Source organism: Acetobacter sp. (assembly GCF_022483985.1).
Classification (GTDB): Bacteria; Pseudomonadota; Alphaproteobacteria; order Acetobacterales; family Acetobacteraceae; genus Acetobacter.
Genome location: NZ_JAKVME010000002.1, coordinates 195,464 through 213,123, shown reverse-complemented (window position 1 = coordinate 213,123; position 17,660 = coordinate 195,464). Strand labels below are relative to the sequence as shown.

The window sequence follows — 17,660 nt, the reverse complement described above, 5'->3', positions numbered from 1 at the left end:
GTTTCAATGACGGATTTATGTCATTGTTTTTTGTCTCTTTACTTTTGGTCGCTGTCGGTTTCTCGGTTCCCCAGGTTCCTTTGTTGCCGGAAGACATCGTGAAGTCTGATACCCCCTTCGGGGATACTGGCGGATCGACGCTCTCTGGGGTCTTGGGTGGTTTTCGGAACGCATGCAGGACATTGTCTTGCAGCATAAACAGGTTTGCAGACGGACAGCATGACAGATTCAAATGATGTGATTTCGGACACTCCCGCTTCCCCTGTCAGCGGCGAAATCTCTGAGACACCCTCCACAGAACCTTCCGCATCCACCGCCGCGAAAGATGAGAAGAAGGCGTTCGTGAACCCAGCCACGCTTCCAACACAGGAGGGGCCGGGCGGCATCCGGTATGATTTCAATCTTGGCTGTCGGGTTCAGCTTCCTGAAGGAGAGTGGACAATCCGCCTGACTGATCTGGACACGGGCAACATTCTGTTCGAGACCAAGGCGGGCAAAGCGACGGTAAACAGCGCCAAGCGGTTTTATGTCCGCTTCGGGATCGAGGTGAAGGACGCGGCAGGCACTGTTTTCACGCACGAGTTCGACTGCCGGGGCCGTGAGGTGCTGGTGCAGCTTCCTGTTGGCACACTGGGCGACACTCTGGGCTGGTTTCCCTATGTTGCGCGTCTGGGCGAGGTTCGCGGCTGCCGTCTGACCTGCGTGATGGCGGCACCGATCATTCCGCTCTTTCGTGCGACCTATCCGCAGATCGTCTTCATCACGCCTGAAGAACTGGAAGGCAGCGATCGTCTGAAGACGTTTTACGCCACCTATACGCTCGGGCTGTTTTTCGAGGATTCAGCGCATGTGTGGCAGCCGAGCGATTTCCGGCTTGTCGGTCTGCATCGCACGGCGGGTTATATTCTGGGTGTCGATCCGACAGAAGAGCCGCCCGAGATTGCTCCGGACGAGGACCCGTCACGACCGATCGAGGAGCCCTATGTCTGCATTGCGGCGCAGAGCAGTTCACAGTGCAAATACTGGAACAATCCCGATGGCTGGCGGCAGCTCGTGGCGTTTCTGCGAGAAAGCGGCTACCGCGTGATCTGCATTGACCAGAAACCGGTGCATGGCACTGGAATTGTCTGGAATCATATTCCCTACGGAGCAGAAGACCAGACGGGCAACCGGTCTCTGGCCGAACGGGTGCGATGGCTGCGTCATGCAGCGTTTTTCGTGGGGCTGTCCAGTGGTCTGTCTTGGCTGGCCTGGGCAGCACGCTGCAAGGTGGTCATGATTTCGGGTTTCACCCATCCAACGAACGAGTTTCATACCCCATGGCGCATCATCAACTGGCATGCCTGTAATTCCTGCTGGCATGATCCCGCCTGTCGTTTCGATCACAAGGATTTTCTGTGGTGTCCGCGTCATGCAGGCACAGGGCGACAGTTTGAATGCACGCGCCTCATCACTGTGGAACATGTCAAACGGGTGATCGAAACGATTCCGGATTTCTCATCGATGAACGTCACTACGGCATAGATCGATAATTCGAAAACCTCTTGTTCATGAAAATTTGTCTGCAATTCCATCCTTCTTGTCCTGCATGAGGAGGATGGAATGAGGCGTCTAATCTCTTCGATGTCGAATATTCTCTGGTCCATCTGAATGGACAGTGTGACCAGAGGAGATACGGACGAGACTGTATGATTTACTGGCAGGTTTTATAAAAGCAGTCTGGTTTTCCGCGTGAAGATATCAGTGAGATTTCCATGACATTGGTGAGCTGCTCACCAAGCGAGATGCGGGTCCACGCGCTTGTGGCTGAGGACATGAACGCTGTCTATTTTTTCTTTTTCCGACAATACTGGCGCCACCTGTGGCGCTATATATTTTGAAAAGGCCGGTGCGACTTTTTTGATTTCGCCGAATCTGTCGAGAATGACGGCGGCGGCGGTGATGGCCGTGACGGACCATCCATCCACTTCATCCCCGACCCTGACGACGCGGCTTTTCACGTCCTCTTTCTCAGGTTTGAAAATCGCACGCCAATCCTGATTTTTTCCTACTATTCCAGAGATGTGAAAACCGCTTTCCTCTGAATGAGGCCCCTCTTTCGGATGGCGATCAGGTTCGAATAGCGGACGGGCAAGAATGTTGTGAACCAAGCCGCTCTGTTCACCGGTTTCCATTGAGGGAGAAACAGTCTGCGCCCGGGCGCTGGCAGCAGCCATGACAAGAGGCAACACGACCATCAGGATCGGTAGCAGTCCGGACCGCACGCCGATCTTCATGATGAAGGCTTTCGTTCCGGCAGGCCTGTTTCGTCAAACCGCAGCAGGCGTCCAGCATTTGCCAGTCCGGCCAGAGTGGACGCATTGTGCAGCACGGCGGCCATGACGGCGCCCTGTGCGCCGAGCAGATTGAACGCCGCACAGATGATGAGGATACCGGTCCAGCCGACGCCCATGGCGACATTGGTCTGGATGGTACGGCGGCAGCGACGGCTGAGCCGGATTGCGGTGCCGAGACGGCGGAGGTCGGGCTGCATCAGCACAATATCGGCGGAACTGAGCGCGACATCGGTGCTTTCGGCCCCCATGGCGATTCCGATGGCCCCGGCGCGCAGCGCGAGCGCGTCGTTGATGCCATCGCCCACGACAAGCGGGAGATGACCCTGTTCTATATCATTCAGAACACAGCTCATTTTTCCAGCAGGCAGAACTTCAGCCTCGATTGCGATGATCCCGACTTTTTCGCCGACACGCTGCGCGACGGACAGACGGTCGCCGGTCAGAAGAATCTGACGGGACAGACCGAGATCGCGCAACGTCCGCATGGCTTCCGGAGCTTCCGGACGGACAGTGTCTGACAGCAGCAACCAGCCCATCAGACCTCCGTTCCTGCTGAGGCAGACGACCGGCCCGTCATGATCCGGCGTAGGGCCGGGATCGATTCCCTCCCCTGTCAGCAGGGCCGGACGACCCATGAGAAAGAGACTACCGTCCTGTGCTACGGCGCGGAGCCCGAGGCCATGCTCTTCCTGCACGTCGCTGAAAGTGGATTTCGACAGCGGGACGGCGCTTCTGGCGAGCGCACGGCTGACGGGATGGGCGCTGAGGCTGCCGAGCGTGGCGCCTAGGGACAGGAGGTCCGCCTCCGCAACACCGGGTGCGGTGATGACGCGTTCCAGAGAGAGGCGGCCTGTAGTGAGTGTGCCGGTTTTGTCGATGACGAGGGAGGTGACATCGGCAAGATGTTCGAGAAACGCCGTGCCGCGTATGAGGATTCCGTGCCGGGCGGCGACGGCGATCGCGGCGATGGATGCGGCGGGGGCGGCGAGCACGACGGCGCAGGGACAGGAGGCGACGAGCACGGCAAGCATCGCGGAAGTGGAGCCGGAGGCGAACCACACGGCGGCGGAGATGGTCATGATGAGCGCCATGTACCGACCCGCATAGCGTTCGAGCAGGCGGGTCAACGGCGGTCTGGCCTCTTCGGCGACTTCCATCAGGGCGATGATCTGCCCGAGCGCCGTCTCACCGCCAACGCGCGTTATCTCCACGGTCAGCACACCCGAAAGACTGATCGTTCCAGCCAGAACACGCTCACCCGGCACGACTTCGACAGGCACGGACTCGCCGGTCAGAGACGCCATGTCGAGCGATGAGTGACCGGCGAGAATCAGGCCGTCAGCCGGCACACGGTCGCCGGGACGGAGTTCGACACAGTCTCCGGGGACAAGCTGCGAGGCGGTGACGTCTTCTGTCGTGCCGTCCGGGTTCAGACGGAGTGAAGTGGTGTCGACAAGACGCTCCAACGCCCGGATGGCCTCCTGCGAGCCGAGCAGGGAGCGCTCCTCGAAGACGTGTCCGATGATCATCACTATGGGCAGCAGGGCGGCAGTGAGCAGATCCCCGGACGCCCATGAGGCCAGCATGGCCACGGCGACGATCTGGTCGGTCAGTCCGTGCAGCGAGGGATGGCGCAGGCTGGTCAGAGCGGCGCTCAGGACCGGAGGCGCGACGAGCAGGGCCGCGCCAGTAGCGGCGAGGTCGGGTACGGCGCTACCGGCGGAGATCAGATATTTCCAGACCAGCGCAATCATGAGCAGCCAGCAGGCCACCATCGCCAGCACAAGCTGCGTCCCGAGCGTCCAGCGTTCGGTGAGGCTCATCAGAGCACCGGGGTTCCCGGACGGCGCTGCATTCTGTGCATGCTGGCTGAGACCGCGCCCGACGCTGGGGGCGGAGGAAAAAGCGGTGGTTGCACTCATTGGCTGGCTTCTCCGTCCTGTGGAGCAGAAGGCGGAGTCAGGGCCGGGCCGGGCAGGATGATCTGTCCGGTATCCGGAGCGATACCAGTGATCTGACCGGCCTTTGCGAAGACCTCGGTGACTTTCCCGCGCCATGCCTGAATCGCGACCGCGTTGCGGGCGTTCGCCGGGGCATTACGTGCGGCGCTTTCCACGGCAGTAATCCCTGCGGTCTGTCCGGCGGCCTGACGGACCATTTCAACGGCGGTGGCGGTCGCATCCGCTGTAATGCGGTCCCGTTCGCGTCCGGCTTCCTGTAAAATCCGTTCCGCGTCCGTGCGGGCGGAGGCGATATTCTGCGCGGCCGCCTGCTCGGCGGTCAGCACCTGATCGAACGCCTGTTTGGCGCGGGGCGGCAGGACGACCATCAGGTCGATGCGGGCGATCTCGATACCGGGATCGGCATAGCGGCCGCGTAGCGCGGCAAGACGTGCGTTAACCGCCGAAAGAAGCTGCTCCCGCAGGGCGGTGCGTCGGATCGACAGGGCTTCGTCGGCGTCGGTTGCGTTGAGCGGCGTATGCACGACGAGAAAATCTTCCACGGGATGGGAAGCGGCGACATCCGTTGCGGCGGCGTAAAAGAGGCGTCTCAACGCAGCCGGGACATGGCTGCGGGCCTGCACATAGGATACCGGACGGACGATGCGGTAGAACAGCGTTGCGTCGAGACGGACGACATTGCCGTCACCGGTCAGCAGATAGCTGGAATTCGCCGCGTCCCGACTTTTTTCCATGTGGTAGAAATCATCGGATTCCTGAAGTTCAAGATCCGTTTCGTCGCTGTTGTAATCGGTGTTGTCGCGGGTGACATGCAGGGAAAGCTGTTTGTCCCGCGCTGGCAGGAAATAGACATTTTCAAAGGGCTTTGGCAGCGCCGCGACAAGACCGGACTGACGGACGGAGACGATCTTTCCGTAGCGCACGACAATCGCATTGCTGTCAGCCGGGACAGAGCGGATATTGCCCGTCAGCCAGATCAGGCCAAGCAGGATCGTAATACCGCTCAGCACTGTGAAAGCGAGGCGGACGGACTGTTCCAGCGCGCCGTCCGCTGGGGGATTCACATCGGAGAGAACTGGGCTGTCCGGTGTCATGGATGTGGACCAGCGGCGGGAGCGGACAATGATGCCGGAATGCTCTGAGCCGCGTTTTGCAGACCGGTCAGGGCATTGAATGGCGGGGCGTCGGTGCGCATCACAAGGCGCGTGTTCCGTCCGACAAGGCTGTTCAGCGTGTCGAGTGTGCGCAGGCTGGTGTACAGATCCGGATTTCTGGCGTAACTTTCAGCATAAATCCGGGCTGCGTCCGCACGGGCGCGGGCCTCCGTGGCCGCAGCTTCGGCTTTTGCCTGCGCAACGATGATGCGGGCGTCACGCTCCGCGTCTGATTTCACAGCCGCCGCCTGACGTAACCCTTCGGCGGTACGCGCGGCGGCGACGGTTTCACGTTCCGCCCGCATGCGGGCCACTGTCGCGCTCAAGGTTTCAGCGGGCAGACTCAGCCGTTCGATCCCGATCTGGTCGATATGAATGCCGTAAATCGCTTCGGCCTGAGTCTGAAGCGCGTTCAGGAGTTTTGTCTCGAATTCGGCGATCCTGACTTCATGCGGATCGGTGTTGACGAGATTCCGCAGGGGAAAATCGCTGGCGACGATCTGGAGCATCGAACCAAGCAGGGATCTGAGCTGGCGTGCTGCCTCATCCGGTTCGTTGCCGGTTGCTCTCAGAAAATGTCTGATATGTTCAGGATCACTGGAGACGGACCATGCCAGATAGGCCTGAATCAGCACACGCAGGCCGTCACGGGTGCCAACATCCTGCAAGCCGCCAGAAGTGGTGCGTGTCTGAAGGTCGACAACCTGCCCTGACTCAAGCGGGGCTGGAAGTTTCCAGAGAAGACCCGGCTCCGTGCGAACCCGGACCGGCGCACCGAACCGTGTGACGACAACGGCTTTTCCAGTCTCGACCGTGAAGGATGTGGCCGTGGACAGGGCGGCGCAGAAGACCAGTCCAGCGATGCCGAAGCGGGTGATCAGGCCGGAAAGAGTCTTTTTCTTCGCAGGCTCCGTTCCGGCTGCGGGAAGATGAGAGAAAGGAGCCTCGTCCGCTCCGGGGCGAAGACCTGTTAATGGTGCGTTCATTTCGGAGCCATTCTGTCATCAGGAGGAAGCTGGCCGGATTGCGTTTCACGCAGATCCAGAAGGCTGCGGGGAATATGGCTGTCGACCACGGTGATGGCTGCGTCACGGAGGTTGGTTTTCAGGGCCGCGAGATAATATTCGAACAAAAAAGCGCGCCCCCCTGCCTGCCAGGCTTTGTCGTCACCTGTCATTCTGGCCGCATCGGCGCGGGCGGTGTTCCGGATTGTCTCTGCTTCCGCCAGAGAGAATGACTGCGCGGTGTAGGCGTCACGTCGCGCCAGTGCTGCTGTTCCTGCCGCTCGGGTCCGTTCTTCAGCGATGCTCATCCGCGCCCTGACCTCCGCTGCCTGTACGGCCCGCCAGGATTTCGCGGCAGCAGCGGGGGGCTGCACGGAGTCGATCAGGACGGCGACGACTTCTATTCCGGAGTGACGGCTGTCGAGAGCCTGTTGCAGTTTCATCGAGATAATTTCGGCAATTTTATCACGACGCGTCGCCATGACCCCATCCAGAGTCTCCGACGCGAAAAAGGTGACGAGATCATGTCGGGCGAGCGAGCGGAGCAGATCGTCGGGCGAAGAGACGTTATACAACGCGTCCATGACACCCTGATCAGAAAGGCGGACACGGTAGAGAATACGCAGGTTGACTGTAAGAATCTCGAACCCGGCGCGACCGTCATTGCTGCGCGCGACAAGATAGGATGCGTCGTCAGGCGAGTTTTCCCACAGGTGGTTTGCGCTGTCGGGCGCCTCGCCTTCCGCTGTGGAGCTGTCGGTAACGGTTTTCGCGGCGTCAGACGTATCCGCTATGATGATGGAACGGATGGTGCCGAACTCAGTCAGTCTGACATAACCGAATGGGCGAGGCGCAATAAGATGGAGCCCCGGGCTCAGGACCGCGCGAGGCGCTCCGAAAAATTCGTAAACACCTCTTTGATTCTGACCTATTTTCACAACACCACTGAACGACCAGACGAGCAGGACCATCGTGACGGTCACAGGCAGGAAAGCCTGACGAACGAAACTGAGCGCCCAGCTTCGTTCGAAATCCACCCCGAACTGTGTTTTCAGAAGCAGAGCAATGTGAGCGGGATGCAGGACGCGGGGGTCATCAAAGAGCAGATTGCCGACTGCGGTTGGGGCCTGACCGGTGGGCAAGAACCAGCGGATGACATATCTGGCAAGAAGTTCGCAGGCGGCGCAGACCACCAGCCAGCAGGGAATTTTCCATAACCATGCAGGAAGCATCATGCCCCCTGCGGCACAGCCGGTGAGAAATCCGGCGAAAGCCAGAGTGCTGACAACGCTCCGCAGAAGAGCCACCAGACCGCGCACTTCCGGAATACTGTCGCGTAGCGTGGTGGCAAGGGCCCGTTCCTGAAACAGGACGATAAAAGCCAGAAGCAGACTGAGTCCTGAGGCAACACTGAGCGCATTGTGACTGAACCGGGCCATATCGACCACAGTTCCTGTCGCACGACCAGCAAGCACGAGAGCGGAGAGAGAGAGTGGCGCCATCAACAGGCCCGGGAGCCAGTTGGAAGCAGCGATTGCATCAGGCGTCACATTCTGTCGGTGATGGAGGCAGAGCAGCGTACTGATGGCTCCTGCAATGACCAGACAAAGATCGGCGGTCAGGACGCCGGACAGGGGTGTTTGTGCAAGCAGTGCTGCGAAGCTGGTCTGGCTGGCTGCATGCCTGCGGGCAACCAGAACGATGCCTGAAACAAGCGACAGAACGATGAACGCTATCGTGCCGGTGAGGAGCAAACCCCGCCGCGCTGCGTTGATCTGGGAGACGGACTCCGGCTTTCGGCTTTCATATCCCGCCACGATTACCGTACGTCTCCACTCTGCCCAGAAATCTTTCTGCGTTATACGGATGGGAGCCGAGTTGTTTATTAAGATATTATGAAAGCCACAGTCAGATCTCACACCATGTACGCAACAGGTTGTGATAGCTGTTGGTGAGCGTCAGGATCGCCGGATCTCCCTCTTCCGTGCGGGAACGCAGGTCAATGATTGCGCGGTCGAGATCGAAGAGGATGGCGCGACATGACGCCTCCGGAACGAGGGACTGAATCCAGAAAAACGACGCCAGACGCACGCCGCGTGTAACGGTCGCCACGGAGTGGATCATAGTGGTGGGATAGACGATCAGGTCTCCCGCCGGAAGACGGATCTGCTCGACGCCCGCATTCATTTCAAGCTCAAGATCACCGCCGTCGTACTCGTCCGGCTCACTGAGAAACAGGGTGGCGGACAGATCAGCACGCATCATCTGACCGTTACTTCCCGGGATGATCTGCACTGAATTATCGACATGCGCACCATAGGTCATGCCAGTTTCATAGCGGTTGAACATCGGCGGGCAGATCATACGCGGCAAGGCGAGGCTTCGCAGCAGAAGATTGCGCCCGAGTGCTGCGACGACAATCTGCCGGGCTTTTGCTGCTTTTTCACATTCCGCATCGAGTTGCCGGTTCTTTTTCACATGGATGGCCTGCACACCGGCTGTTTCGCGCCCGTCGATCCAGCGCCCTTCCTCCAGAAGTTTCCGGCATTCCGAAATTTCATCAGGATTCAGGATTTTTTCGATATGGACGGGCATCGGGGCTTCCTGTGACTGCAAGGGCTGAAAACACAAAATGCCGCCGCCTTTCAAAGAGAAAGACGACGGCGGTTATGGTGGCTGTATCATCCGGACACGCGGGTCCGGATGATACTTCCTGCTCGTTTATCCAAAGAGGAGCGACGAGATTGAGGACCAGATGTTCTGAAGCGCAGTTTCAATCTGCTTCAGGAGCTGCTGGACCAGACCGGTTTCCGACGTGGAGCCGGAGCCTGATGAACCCGATGACGAGGAACCCGAACCGGAAGAACCGGAGGAGGAGTTGCCACCAGTGGTGGAACTGTCGTTACCGGTTGTGTCGGAGGCGGATGAGAAATCGAACATATCCATCAGGTCGCCGATGGCCGGGCTATTGGTCGGCGCATACGGGTTGCTGCCGGATGTGACCGGGTTGGGCAGATTGTCACGACCCGTGGGGGAGACGACCTGAAGACCCCAGTTTTTCTCGACGAATTTCAGGAAGGATACATGGTCTCCGTAAGTGTGGTTGATATGACCGCCTTTGGAGTAAGGAGAAACCATGATCGCTGGAATACGGGTGCCGTCGCCGAAGAAATCCAGCGGCTGGATATAGCCCGAATCCCAGGAACCACCACCTTCGTCAAAGGTGATCAGAATAGCGGTCTTTTTCCAGATTTCCGGCTTGGCTTTGATCTTCTCGATCACGCGCTTGGTAAATGCTTCGAAGAGTGAAGGCTTGGAGGAAGCTGGGTGACCATCCAGCAAGGTGTCCGGTTTGACAATGGAAACTGCCGGCAGGTTGCCCAAGGACAGGTCGGCTTCAAGATCAGTGATGTCCTTGATGTGTTCCTGACGCTGACGGGCATCCGCCATGATCTTCGTTTCATACTGGAACGGATTGCAGATATCGCAATAGACGCCGCCAAGCTGGCTGGTCGGGTCCTTGACGTAGTTGTTCCAGCCTGCGCCATAGTAGCGCCATGTGACTTTCTTGTCGTTCAGACGGTCGGCAATTGTCGGGACATTTGACGGCGGGATAACGAACGTTCCCGTATTCACGGTGCCATCACCGAAATAGCCGGGGCTATAGTTGTTGACAATGTAATAGGCGCCGGACTTACAGCGCGACGGGTGCTTACCCGGAAGTGCTTTCAGGTAGCTGGTGATTGTCTTGACGCCGGGCTGCGAGTCATCGGCGCACTTGACATAGGAACCACCTGAATAGCCGTCCTGGGTGAACCAGTTGGTTGTGCCACTCTGACGGTTCGGGTTTTCGATCTGGCTTTCCGGCGGTGTGGCGATATTGCCGTTGCCGTCCGTGTAGTAAATGCCAAGCCCAGTGCCGAGCGCGATATGGTTCGCGCCTGTCCCGCCCATCACGGACTGATGGAAGTTATCACTGGTCGTGTATTTGTCGGACAGGGATTTGAAATATGGCGCGTCACCCGTCGCCATATTGTAGAAGCCCATCGCGATCGAGCCTTCGCCCGTGCTCAGATCATTGAAGTTTGCCGCCTGAGCTCCGCCGTTTCCACCCGTGCCGCTCTGGATTTCCACCCACGGAAACAGGTCGTTCAGGCATCCGGACGGATTCTTCGTCGTTGCATGCGCGGTCGAACAGTCGACCTGCTGCCACATCTGGAAAAAGCGATGAACCGGACTTCCGACATAGGAGTCATATGGCAGCGAGGCCCCCGTAAGCTGGAAGGGACCGTTGGGCAGGTTGTTCGCGTTTGTGATGCGCGTGTCGACACCGGATGAACCGAGTCCGCTGGCGCCGGTGGTCAGCTTCGCCCAGTCTGTGCGATTGATTCCGTTATTTCCAACGAGTTTTTCGAAAGCCTCGACAGCCGCAAGGGTGGCGAAAGGCGCCGGATCAGTGTCGGACGCTTTGGCCGGTGTGCCGGACAGGGCTGGAGCAGGAAGCTTGCTGTATCCCTTTGGATTCGGCGGTGCGATTGAGTATGTATCGGAACCGGCCGACTGACGCTGTGCAGCCTTCGAGAAATTCGTACCCGGCGTTCCGTCTACATTGACGATCTTCTTCGAGAGAATGTTATCGATCGTCTCCCCTTTTTTCGGGATGTACGTTCCGTACAGATTATCAAAGGAGTGGTTTTCACCAATGATAAGGACGATATGTTCGATCGGTGTCGCCGTTTTAACGGTTGACACCTTGGCGAAAGCCGGGGCCGTGACCATAACAGGCGACACGGCCATTGACGCCGCGGTGAGATGAGCGACTGAACGCGTCAGCGGCTTTCTCAGGCGCTTCCACACGGGAGCAGACATTGTGATACCTTCCATGTTATCATGGTTTTCGGAGATACAATCTGGAAAGTCAGAAAAGCGGATATTGAAGCAAATCGAAAATTCGCCTTATGTGTCACAAAGTCACCAAGCGCCTTCTCTCTTTGTCACGACACACTTAGTTAAATTCCAGCCACATTAAAAATGAACAACTGATTAATGTTTCGTTACAACGGGTGGGCGGAAGGGCGAAGAATCTCTCGGTTTCAAGCGCCTCTCTGCGATTCCATTTTTCCTCCCTCGATTGGAGAAATGGCGTGCAACAGCGCGGTTTCTTTGATGGTGAGGAGTAGCTTGCTCGTCCAAACGGGCTGGACAGCCAACGCGAAACTTCCCCCCGGACATGGATTTTGAACCGTTCCGTCCTGACCTGAACCGCCCAAGAAGTGGCGGAGCCGAGTGACGTAAGCTGCGCGGCGATAGGGATACAGCCCAGAGCGGCGTAAAACGGCTATCCGGTCTCGGCTGGCGCGATGTTACCGGTTGGTTCAGGAATACGGCGGCTGTTGAGCCGGTTCACCCATTCGACGTGCCGTATTCTACAGTTTCTCACGATGACGACCCGACCGATTGAGCCGCAGCAGCGTGCCTTGCCGCACGATCGCAAACCGGTTCCATAAAATCTTTTTTCGTATTAAAAATATTTCTGAATCCGATAAAAAATCTCACGCCAATTAATTATTATTCACTCAAATTATAAATTTTCTGCAACAGAAACGACATATTTCCGTAGCCAGCAATGAGCTGGCTGATCTTCCAGACGCTTGTGCCACGTCATGACGGAATGCAGGGATGGCGATTTGAAAGGAAGTTCGGCAAGCTCGATCGGATAATTATTCTGGAACTCCTGAGCAATCTGGCGACCAAGAACGGCTACCATCTGTGACTGAACCAGAAGCGTCCCCGCTGAGAGAAAAGGTGCTTCCGCAGCGACGTGACGAACATAGCCCCGGTTCTCCATCTCGATATCCACGAAGCGCATATCCTCTCCACTCGACGAAATGACCAGATGAGGCAAACTGGCGAAGGTCCGCATATCAAGCTTCTTCGGACTAACCGGATGGCCTCGCCGCATCGCGACCACGTAATGATCCTCCAACAATGTCTGGTGCGAAAAACGATCACCGATAATGGGCCGATCCGAAACAACCAGATCCAGATCTCCACGATCCAGCAACCCCGGCAGGTCAAGCGTGCCGCTCGGCAGCAGGGACAATGTCACGCCGGGCGCTGACGCCGCACACTCCAGAACAACGGGACCGGCCAGAACCACCGCGGCGTAATTATTCATCGCAACACGGAAATTATGCTGGCTTGTGGCCGGTTCGAATACATCCGGCTGAAGAAGCCCCTGAAGGGCGATCAACGTCTGGTGGAGATGCCGGGCCAGTTCTTCCGCTCGGGGGGTGGGCGTCATTCCACTGGGCGTGCGGATGAGCAGCTTATCCTTCATCAGTTGCCGAAGACGGTTCAGAGCATGACTTGTCGCCGGCTGGCTGAGACCCAGTTGCTCCGCCCCCTTTGTGACACTGCGCTCACGCAGCACCGCATCGAAAACAACCAGAAGATTGAGATCAAAACTGGAGAGCTTCAAGAAATTACCCCATTTTTTGTGTATTCATATTGTGCATATAATACCACAAAACATGCATTTGCTTTATGGCATTGTCTGGTCGATCTTTCAGGCGAGAAGGAGATCACCATCCCATGAAGACACATAGCCAGACCATAAGGTGGCGCAACGACGCCGTCATCAAGCTGGGATCATCGTAGCGTCGGCAGTCACCCTCTCCCATCGAAAATGGCGCGTATCCGGTCCACCCAGCACAGCGCTGACGACAATCGGTTCAGTCTGACCGGAATCCAGCATCAAGGAGAAATCGACGCCCGACCCGAAGGAAGCGACGGGGGCGAGATATCCGCGGCGCGCTCTTTCATCCCTCCGGGCACTGTGGAGTAACCATGATCGGAATCGTACGAATAGCGCTGCGGCAGCCCTATACTTTCGTCGTCATGGCGCTGCTGATCCTGATCATTGGCGTGGCGTCGGCACTCAGGACACCCACGGATATCTTTCCCAACATCAGAATTCCCGTGATCTGCGTCGTCTTCAGCTATACCGGACTGCCGCCCGACGACATGGCGGGGCGCGTTGTCTCATTCTACGAGCGGGCCGTCACGAACAGCGTCAATAATATCGAGCATATCGAATCACAGTCGATTCCAAACTATGGAGTCATCAAGCTCTTCTTCCAGCCCTCCGTGAACATTCAGTCAGCGGAAGCGGAAGTCGCGAGCATGTCACAGACAGTGCTCAAGCAGTTTCCTCCCGGAATGATGCCGCCGACCATTCTGGTCTTCGACGCCTCCAGCGTGCCGATCCTGCAACTGGCCCTGTCGAGCGACACACTGTCCGACACGGCGTTGTTCGACAACGCAACCAGCTTCATCCGCCCCCAGCTCGCCTCCGTGGCCGGCGCCTCCATCCCCCTGCCCTATGGCGGCAAGGTTCGTCAGGTTCAGGCGGACCTCGACCAGCAGGCGCTTCACACGTACGGCCTCTCGGCCAACGACGTGATCACGGCCCTGTCCCAGCAGAACATGATCACACCGGTTGGGACACAGAAAATCGGAACCTACGAATACACGGTCCAGCTTAACGATTCTCCTGCCACAATCGCGGCTTTCAACGACCTGCCGGTCAAGACCGTCAATGGCGCGGTGATCGCCATGCGGGATGTCGCCTTCGTGCATGACGGCCACCCGCCTCAACTCAATATCGTACGCGTCGATGGCAAGAACGCGGTGCTGCTCTCTATCGTCAAATCCGGTTCTGCCTCGACGCTCACCATCATCAACCAGATCAAGGCGCTGCTCCCCCGGGTCGCACAGACGATGCCGCCGGGCCTGCGTCTGAGCGCAGTGGGGGACCAGTCACCCTATGTCACCTCAGCGATCACGGGCGTACTGCGGGAAGCCCTGATCGCGGGCCTGCTGACCGCCGCCATGATCCTGATCTTCATAGGAAGCTGGCGATCGACCCTGATCATTGTCGTCTCGATCCCGCTTGCGATCCTCTCATCGATCACCGTCCTATCGGCGCTGGGTGAGACGATCAACGTCATGACCCTTGGCGGGCTGGCGCTGGCGGTCGGCATTCTTGTGGACGATGCGACCGTCACCATCGAAAACATCAACCGACATCTGGATCTCGGCGAAGATGTGGAAACGTCCATTCTGCATGGCGCGCACGAGATCATGCTACCGGCAACGGTATCGCTTCTGTGCATAACCACGGCTTTCATGCCGATGTTCGCACTCGGAGGTATCGCCGGATACCTGTTCCGTCCGCAGGCCGAGGCATTCATCTTCGCTCTGGCCGCATCCTATCTGCTGACCTACACGCTGGTACCGACCATGGCCAATTACCTGCTGGTGCGTCCGTCAGGGCATGACACCAGCGGCGGCAACCGGTTTTCGCGATTCCAGCAGACGTTCGAACTCGGGTTCGAGCGGGTGCGGACAGTTTACGCTGAACTCCTGCAACTGAGCCTGCGGCGAAGCATACGCCTTGTCTGCGGCTTCCTCGGCTTCTCGCTGCTCTCTTTCGGGTTAATGCCCTTTCTTGGTCAGAATTTCTTCCCGACCGTCGATTCCGGCCAGATCAAGCTTCACGTACGCGCCCCGGTCGGCACCCGGATCGAGGAAACCACGAAGCTCTGTGACAGGGTGAATGCTGTCGTGCGGACCGTTATCCCGGCAACCGAGCTTGCGGGCATCGTCGATAACATCGGCAGCAGCATCAGCCCGATCAATACCGCCTACAATAACTCCGGCAGCATCGGCGTCGAGGATGCCGATATTCTGATCACGCTCAAACCATCGCATGGAGCAACAGCGGACTACATCAAACGCCTGCGCGAGCAGTTGCCCCGACAATTGCCGGGAGCGACCTTCTCCTTCCTCCCGGCTGATATGGTGAGCCAGATCCTGAATTTCGGCACGCCCGCCACGATCGACCTACAGATCGCCGGCAACAGGCTGGCGGAGAACCGGGTCTATGCCAACGCGCTGCTCGCCCGCATCCGCCACGTGCCCGGCATCGCCGATGCCCGGATTCAGCAGGCCTTCAGCCAGCCGACGCTGCACGTAGAAACGGACCGCACTCTGGCGGGACTGGTGGGCCTCAGCGAGCGCGATGCCGCAACCGCGATGCTCACCACTCTGGCGGGAAGCACGCAGACCTATCCCACCTACTGGCTGAATCCCGCAAACGGCGGCTCTTACCCCGTCGCAATACAGACCCCGCAATACGACCTCGACAGTATGAGCGGCCTCCTGAATATCCCCCTCACCGCAGGCGCTCTCACCCAGAGCTCTCAGAGTGCGGCATCTCAGTTGCTCGGCGGGCTGGCCACGATCACGCGCGTACCTGCTTCCGCCGTGGCGTCACACTATAACGTACGTCCGGTCATCGACATCTATGCGACGACGCAGGACCGCGACCTCGGCGGCGTGGCTTCGGACATCCGTGCGCTCATGGCCATGACGGCCAGAGACCTGCCGCGCGGATCGGAGATAGACCTGCGCGGACAGGTCTCCACCATGAACAGCGCCTACCAGCAGCTCTTCACCGGCCTCGGTTTCGCGATCATTCTGATCTACCTGCTGCTGGTCGTGAACTTCCAGTCCTGGCGTGACCCGTTCATTATCGTCGCGGCTCTGCCCACGGCTCTGGCAGGTATTGTCTGGATGCTGTTTTCGACCGGCACCACGATCTCGGTACCAGCCTTGACGGGCGCGATCATGTGCATGGGTGTGGCCACCGCCAATTCCAATCTGGTGATCGCCTTCGCCCGCGAGCGCATGGCCGAAGGTGATGACGCCGTCACCGCCGCCATGAAAGCCGGCGCCACACGCTTCCGACCGGTCCTGATGACCGCGCTCGCGATGATCATCGGCATGGTGCCGATGGCGCTCGAACCGGGTCAGAACACACCGCTCGGCCGGGCCGTGATCGGCGGCCTGCTTTTCGCGACCTGCGCCACGCTGTTTCTCGTGCCGATTCTGTTCAGCCTGATCCACGCCAAGGACACGCCCCCCCGCATCAGGTGCGACAGCACCTTCCCATTCCTGACATGACTGAGTCCGACATGCGCGCCAACCTTTCGCCGACGACCCGCCGCAGACGCCTGCGCCTGCTGGGCATAGCCGCTGCGAGCGGCGCAGTCCTGATCGTCGCGGCGGGCCTCGCCGAACGGCGCAATGCCGCCGTTTCGCGCAGGCAATGGACCGAGGCGCAGGCCGTGCCGATCGTGTCGCTGGCCAGAATAACACCAGCCGCCGATACCGTGCCGCTCGTCCTGCCGGGCACGATCCAGCCGATCAGGCAGGCGGCGATCTACGCCCGCGTTCCCGGTTATCTCAAGAACTGGAACGTGGATATTGGCACGCACGTGGATGCGGGTCAGGTGCTGGCCACGATCGATACGCCGGACCTCGACAGACAGGCTGCTCAGGCGCAAGCGGATCTGGCGGCGGCGCAGGCCAATTTCCATCTGGCGGAACTGACCGCCAGACGCTGGCGCAGTCTGGTCGGCTCGGACGCGGCGGCGCAACAGACGATCGACGAAAAACAGGGCGACGCGGCGGCCAAAAAGGCCGCCCTCGCGTCGGCTCAGGCCAATTTCGGGCGTCTGCAAACCTTGCAGGTATTCAGAAACGTCGTCGCTCCGTTCGGCGGCACCGTCACAGCGCGCAAGATCGATATCGGAGCCCTGATCAACGGCGGCAGCAGCGCGGGACAGGAACTGTTCGAGGTTTCCGACCTGCGCCGGGTGCGTCTCTATATTCAGGTTCCTCAGCTTTTTTCGGCGGATGTGAAGCCGGGGCGCAAAGCGACATTCTATCTGCCGCAATATCCTGACCGTCAGTTCGACGCACGGGTGACCGCCAGCACGAACGCCATGGATGCGGCGTCACGCAGCATGACGGTCGAGCTTCAGGCCGACAATACCGACGGTGCGCTGTCCGCCGGTTCCTATTGTCAGGTGCATCTGCAACTCCCCGGCCATCCCGGCAGTATGGAACTACCGGCGACGGCGCTGATGCCATCGGATCACGGCATTGAGGTTGCGTTGCTTGGCGCCGACAGGAAGGTCACGTTGCGGACGATCAAACTTGGCCGAGATTTCGGCGATCATGTCGAAGTCGTGTCCGGCCTCGCGGCTACGGATATGGTGATCGACAACCCGCCGGAGACGATCCAGAACGGCGATACCGTCCAGCTTGCCAGTATGATGGTCGGGAAGAACTGAA

The 17,660-nt window shown here is 58.8% G+C and carries 11 protein-coding genes; 3 read left to right on the top strand and 8 right to left on the bottom strand.

Going from position 1 to position 17,660, the window contains the following annotated elements; translation table 11 throughout:
* Positions 1-219 precede the first annotated feature (219 nt).
* Entirely contained in the window at positions 220-1,524 is a 1,305-nt protein-coding gene (locus tag LKE90_RS12670) for an autotransporter strand-loop-strand O-heptosyltransferase (RefSeq protein WP_291494635.1), read from the top strand.
* Positions 1,525-1,772: 248 nt separating this feature from the next.
* Here LKE90_RS12670 and LKE90_RS12665 read toward each other — a convergent pair whose 3' ends face one another.
* The 8 genes from LKE90_RS12665 to LKE90_RS12630 form a co-directional block, all read right to left on the bottom strand.
* Positions 1,773-2,174 carry a hypothetical protein gene (locus LKE90_RS12665; protein WP_291494634.1) on the bottom strand — a complete coding sequence of 134 codons (402 nt, stop codon included), beginning with the start codon at positions 2,172-2,174 and terminating at the stop codon, positions 1,773-1,775.
* Between the two features lie 98 nt (positions 2,175-2,272).
* Positions 2,273-4,258: a heavy metal translocating P-type ATPase gene (locus LKE90_RS12660; protein WP_291494633.1), complete on the bottom strand. Its 1,986-nt coding sequence runs from the start codon at positions 4,256-4,258 to the stop codon at positions 2,273-2,275.
* Positions 4,255-5,391, bottom strand: a complete 1,137-nt coding sequence (locus LKE90_RS12655) for an SPFH domain-containing protein (protein ID WP_291494632.1) — start codon at positions 5,389-5,391, stop codon at positions 4,255-4,257. Before LKE90_RS12655 ends, LKE90_RS12660 begins: the two co-directional genes overlap by 4 nt.
* Positions 5,388-6,437 carry an SPFH domain-containing protein gene (locus LKE90_RS12650; RefSeq protein ID WP_291494631.1) on the bottom strand — a complete coding sequence of 350 codons (1,050 nt, stop codon included), beginning with the start codon at positions 6,435-6,437 and terminating at the stop codon, positions 5,388-5,390. The genes LKE90_RS12655 and LKE90_RS12650 overlap by 4 nt, the downstream gene beginning before the upstream one ends.
* Positions 6,434-8,272, bottom strand: a complete 1,839-nt coding sequence (locus tag LKE90_RS12645) for an SPFH domain-containing protein (RefSeq protein ID WP_291494630.1) — start codon at positions 8,270-8,272, stop codon at positions 6,434-6,436. Before LKE90_RS12645 ends, LKE90_RS12650 begins: the two co-directional genes overlap by 4 nt.
* Before the next feature lie 91 nt (positions 8,273-8,363).
* Positions 8,364-9,050, bottom strand: a complete 687-nt coding sequence (locus LKE90_RS12640; RefSeq protein WP_291494629.1) for a Fe2+-dependent dioxygenase — start codon at positions 9,048-9,050, stop codon at positions 8,364-8,366.
* Positions 9,051-9,176: 126 nt separating this feature from the next.
* Positions 9,177-11,324 carry an alkaline phosphatase family protein gene (locus LKE90_RS12635; protein ID WP_291494628.1) on the bottom strand — a complete coding sequence of 716 codons (2,148 nt, stop codon included), beginning with the start codon at positions 11,322-11,324 and terminating at the stop codon, positions 9,177-9,179.
* A 712-nt stretch (positions 11,325-12,036) separates the two neighbouring features.
* Positions 12,037-12,936 carry a LysR family transcriptional regulator gene (locus LKE90_RS12630; protein WP_291494627.1) on the bottom strand — a complete coding sequence of 300 codons (900 nt, stop codon included), beginning with the start codon at positions 12,934-12,936 and terminating at the stop codon, positions 12,037-12,039.
* A gap of 368 nt (positions 12,937-13,304) precedes the next feature.
* Here LKE90_RS12630 and LKE90_RS12625 point away from each other — a divergent pair, with 368 nt between their 5' ends.
* Positions 13,305-16,484 carry an efflux RND transporter permease subunit gene (locus tag LKE90_RS12625; RefSeq protein ID WP_291494626.1) on the top strand — a complete coding sequence of 1,060 codons (3,180 nt, stop codon included), beginning with the start codon at positions 13,305-13,307 and terminating at the stop codon, positions 16,482-16,484.
* Between the two features lie 11 nt (positions 16,485-16,495).
* On the top strand, positions 16,496-17,659 hold the full coding sequence (locus LKE90_RS12620; RefSeq protein ID WP_291494625.1) for an efflux RND transporter periplasmic adaptor subunit: 1,164 nt from the start codon (positions 16,496-16,498) through the stop codon (positions 17,657-17,659).
* Position 17,660: the final 1 nt, after the last annotated feature.